Here is a 4,103-nt window from a genome sequence, read left to right as displayed (position 1 = left end):
TTTATCCCCTAAACACTTGCTATTTTACAGGTTTTAGGGGATGAATCAGCCCTGCCTTATAAAGGGGAGGGAACTAGATTTCTTGTTTCCCCACTTTCCACGGGGGGATCTAAAAGCTGTGGGACAACTTTAAAAGACTTGTGTGTACACCGTAGCCTAGAATTGGTATTAAGAGATATGAAAAACGCCTGTCTGCTAATTAGCAAACAGGCGCGTCTTTGATTACAAAGTTATATTGAGAATCGGTTAAATCTTAGCGGTAGAATCAACTGAGGGTTGAGACTGACTAACCGAATCTAACTTTGGCAAAAGCAGTAGATTTTGTGCTTCTACATGACTGTTGATTGTTGCTTGCAAAAATGGGGTATTGGAGATGGAATTGTTAGCCAATGTAAACAGTGGATTTGACAAAATCCCTGCTACAGTAGTGGCAATTAATGTTGCCACCAACCCGACTTGCAAGGGTCTTAGCCCAGGTAAATCCCAACGCACTTGGGGATAATTCTTCACTGCGTCGGACATTTCATGAGGTTCTTTGACTACCATCATTTTAACTACACGAATGTAGTAGTAGATGGAGACGACGCTGGTAACTAAGCCCAGCAAGACTAACCAATAAAGTCCTGCTTGCCAACCAGCCCAGAATAAGTAAATCTTGCCGAAAAACCCAGCCAATGGTGGAATACCACCCAGGGAAAGTAGGGCGATACTCAACCCCAGTGTAAGGAGTGGGTCTTTTTGATATAAGCCGGAGTATTCGGCAATCTGGTCAGTTCCTGTCCGCAGTGAGAACAGGATGATGCAGGTAAAGCCGCATAGGTTCATGAACAAGTAAACCAGTAGGTAAAATATCATACTGGCATACCCGGCTTGTGTCCCAGCAATTAAGCCAATCATCACAAACCCAGCTTGAGCAATGGATGAATAAGCTAGCATTCGTTTCATGCTGGTTTGGGCTAGGGCGACTACGTTACCCAAAATCATGCTGAGAACGGCTAGAGCGGTGAAGACAAATCTCCACTCTTCAGCAACAAGGGGGAAAGCTGTTGTCAGCAAGCGGATGGCTAAGGCAAACCCGGCTGCTTTGGAACCAACAGATAAAAAGGCGATGACTGGGGTGGGAGCGCCTTCGTAAACGTCTGGTGTCCACTGGTGGAAGGGGGCGGCGGAGATTTTAAAGCCAATACCTGCGATCGCAAAAACTAAGGCAATCACTAAACCTAAAGATTGTCCCACTTTCGCTGTGGCAATGCCATCTGCGATCGCACTTAGTTCAGTTTGTCCTCCAGATAGTCCATACAGCAGTGATACACCGTATAAGAATATTGCTGTACTGGAAGCTCCAATTAACAAGTATTTCAGCGCCGCTTCATTGGAGCGGGGGTCACGCTTGGTATAACCTGTTAACAAGTAAGAGGAAATACTCAGGGTTTCTAGGGAGATGAAAATCATCACCAACTCACTAGCCCCGGATAAAAACATCCCTCCTAAAGTAGCACTCAACAAAATAGCGATGAATTCAGCTAAAGGAGTACCGCTTTGCTCTACGTAGCGAATTGACATCAGTATAGTCACAGCCGCAGACAAGGCAATAATGCCGCGAAAGACGATACTTAGATCATCACCATTAAAGCCACCGGTAAAAGAGATGGGGTTAGGATTGTCCCATTGAAAATATAGGGCGACAATGGAAGCAAATAAACCTGCGATCGCTAGATATCCAATCCAGCGTGCGGATGTACGCCCCAAAATCAAATCAACAATCAAAACCCCCAAGAGGGTGAGAATAATAATCCCCTCTGGCAAAATCGTTCCAGCGTTCAACTGGGATGCAATATTAGCAAAATCCATGATATGTATAGGTTTTGGCGATTAGACATTAAGGCTAACTCTGTTCACTCTAGCAAGTTTTCTAATCCCCGGACTAGCTCTTTTAACAAGAGCTTAACAGCTTGGGTGCAGATGGCGATCGCACCAACCTTACTACTTTACCAGCAGCTTTCTCAGTATCCAGGGATTCACTTAACAACTTTCCTACTTCGTTTTTCAGGCGTGACCAAATAATTCGTAATTCGTAATTCGTAATTCGTAATTAAAAATGGTACAAGTTGTTACTGATAGTAATTAAGAATTACTTATTATCAATTACGAATTATTTTAACCTTTAGTGAATACCTTGATTACATAAATAATTATGGCGCTGTTAGCGATCGCTAACAGCGTGCCGTAGGCGATCGCCACGGACAAAAAGCTCATAAAATTAATAAGGGCACAGCATTGCTGTGCCCCTACAATATTTATAACTCCTAAATTTATTAAAAATCGGCGGATGGCAATTTGCCTTGTAACGACTGAAATTTAGACTGAACACAGTTGGCACAATTGCAACCAAGTTGATCGATAATCGGATTAGATGTTTCAATCAAATGTGGTGTTGCCAGATCAGGAATTTGTTGTGTAGATACTACCGTCATAATTTGGGTAGCATAAGCAGATTTGAGGCTGGATGCGTTTGCTGGATTGACTACCAGCAGCATGGATACCAGAAATGCGGGACAGGCAAGTAAAATCAGTTTGATTATGTTCATAATTTACACAAAGATACCTTTGCTGATACAGCATAGCCAATAAATTGCCGAGGTTCAACTTTAATAATTTGTAATTCGTAATTTTTGAATTTAATTACCCTTCTCCCAAAGGGAGAGCTAACGCCAATATCTATACATGTCGCCCCTTCAGGTCTATGTATAAATACCTCGATGTAACAGTCTTTAATTACGAATTACGAATTACGAATTACGAATTATTTTAACTGCGCCCAAATCCTTGACCCCGCAAAGCCTTTGACCAAATAACTAATTCGCCTTGTTCGCCGCCTGCGGCCAGTAATTTGCCTTGGGGATGCCAAGCTAAGGTAGAAAAGCCTCCTGAGACACCTGTAATAATTTGGGATACTTCCTTAGCTTGGTTCCACAAACACAACCAGCCGTCAGCAGCAGCAGAAGCGAGAAGAAAGCTTTTTGGTGCAAAGGCGATCGCATTAATCACACCCACATGATTTGTTAATACTCGTGCTTCCCAACCTAACGAATCATCCTCTAACTTCTCCCACACCACAATACCTTCAACGCTGGAAGATGCGAGTATTGGCGCACCCACTTTCGTAGTAGCTTCTGACCATGCCAATTGGCGAATTTTACCAGGGAAGCCACGCATCACCCAAGGGTCAGGATTGTTCCATTCCAAAACGGTGATACTACGATCCATGTTGCCAGAAGCCAGGTATTTGCCATCGGGCGACCAAGCCATAGCTAAACTGACAGTAGTCATATCTAGGCTGTATGGTTCTTCATCCCAGTTTTGACTATGCCAAATCTTGACTCCCTTGTAACCACCAATAGCTAAGTATTGTCCATCAATGCGCCAATCTATACCCAATACTGAAGAGTTGTCGAAATTCAGCGTCACGACAATTTCACGACTATCTGCATCCCACACTTGGACGTAACGCCCCAAACTAAAAGCCAGTTGGTTACTAGTGTAATTCCAAGCTAGCTTGTCAACCCATGCGGGGGCATTTTCTAGGGTGGCGATTAATTCAGTATTGCGCCAAATTTTTACTTGTCCATCTTGTCCACCAACGGCTAAAAATTTTCCATCTGGGGAAAATGCCAGACAGTCTACTGATTTACCGTTACCAGTTTGTAAAGTTGTGAGTTCGCCATCATTCCACAGAACGACTTCACCGGCGGCGGAAGTTGCTGCTAAAGTTTTACCTTGTGGCGACCAAGCGATCGCAGTTACATAATCTGAAAGTATCCCCGAATAGTGTTGTTCAAATTCTTTAGATTTGGTTGTGGAGTTCATAGTTATTGGGTACTAGGTACTGGGGACTAGGGACTGGGAATTAGAGACTGGGATAATAGCGCTCTTTTATGACTCTCGTCGGATAAAAATCATCCACTCTTATTTTTAAGGACTTTGATGAATTTAGGTGTAGGTTGGGTTGAGGAACGAAACCCAACACCAACAATCCCTGGTTTTGTTGGGGTTTCACTAAAGTTCAAACGCCACTTGCTTCAAGCCGGGAAACCCGGACAACG

Annotated in this window: 4 protein-coding genes; 1 reads left to right on the top strand and 3 read right to left on the bottom strand. The window is 43.5% G+C overall.

From position 1 onward, the window contains the following. Positions 1 to 246 precede the first annotated feature (246 nt). Complete coding sequence (locus HWQ36_RS21290) at positions 247 to 1,851, bottom strand: NAD(P)H-quinone oxidoreductase subunit N (RefSeq protein ID WP_292706221.1); 1,605 nt, start codon at positions 1,849 to 1,851, stop codon at positions 247 to 249. Between the two features lie 3 nt (positions 1,852 to 1,854). On the opposite strand from HWQ36_RS21290, the gene HWQ36_RS21285 reads away from it, so the two are divergent. Next, the gene (locus HWQ36_RS21285; RefSeq protein WP_292706219.1) at positions 1,855 to 2,064 is read left to right on the top strand and encodes a hypothetical protein; all 210 of its coding nucleotides are present in this window, start codon (positions 1,855 to 1,857) and stop codon (positions 2,062 to 2,064) included. A 251-nt stretch (positions 2,065 to 2,315) separates the two neighbouring features. On the opposite strand, the gene HWQ36_RS21280 is transcribed toward HWQ36_RS21285, so the two are convergent. Beyond that, positions 2,316 to 2,588: a hypothetical protein gene (locus tag HWQ36_RS21280; protein WP_292706217.1), complete on the bottom strand. Its 273-nt coding sequence runs from the start codon at positions 2,586 to 2,588 to the stop codon at positions 2,316 to 2,318. Positions 2,589 to 2,808: 220 nt separating this feature from the next. Continuing rightward, the gene (locus tag HWQ36_RS21275) at positions 2,809 to 3,867 is read right to left on the bottom strand and encodes a WD40 repeat domain-containing protein (protein ID WP_292706216.1); all 1,059 of its coding nucleotides are present in this window, start codon (positions 3,865 to 3,867) and stop codon (positions 2,809 to 2,811) included. Positions 3,868 to 4,103 lie beyond the last annotated feature (236 nt).

Origin of the sequence: Nostoc sp. NMS2 (assembly GCF_017115105.1) — a bacterium.
In the GTDB taxonomy this organism is placed as follows: domain Bacteria; phylum Cyanobacteriota; class Cyanobacteriia; order Cyanobacteriales; family Nostocaceae; genus Nostoc.
Note: the sequence above shows the minus strand (reverse complement) of the source record. Positions and strands in the feature narration are given on the sequence as shown.

Bases quoted from the DNA above. Each gene is read 5' to 3' on its own strand.
- HWQ36_RS21280 (WP_292706217.1), bottom strand. From the start codon at position 2,588: ATGAACATAATCAAACTGATTTTACTTGCCTGTCCCGCATTTCTGGTA.
- HWQ36_RS21285 (WP_292706219.1), top strand. From the start codon at position 1,855: ATGTATAGGTTTTGGCGATTAGACATTAAGGCTAACTCTGTTCACTCT.
- HWQ36_RS21290 (WP_292706221.1), bottom strand. From the start codon at position 1,851: ATGGATTTTGCTAATATTGCATCCCAGTTGAACGCTGGAACGATTTTG.
- HWQ36_RS21275 (WP_292706216.1), bottom strand. From the start codon at position 3,867: ATGAACTCCACAACCAAATCTAAAGAATTTGAACAACACTATTCGGGG.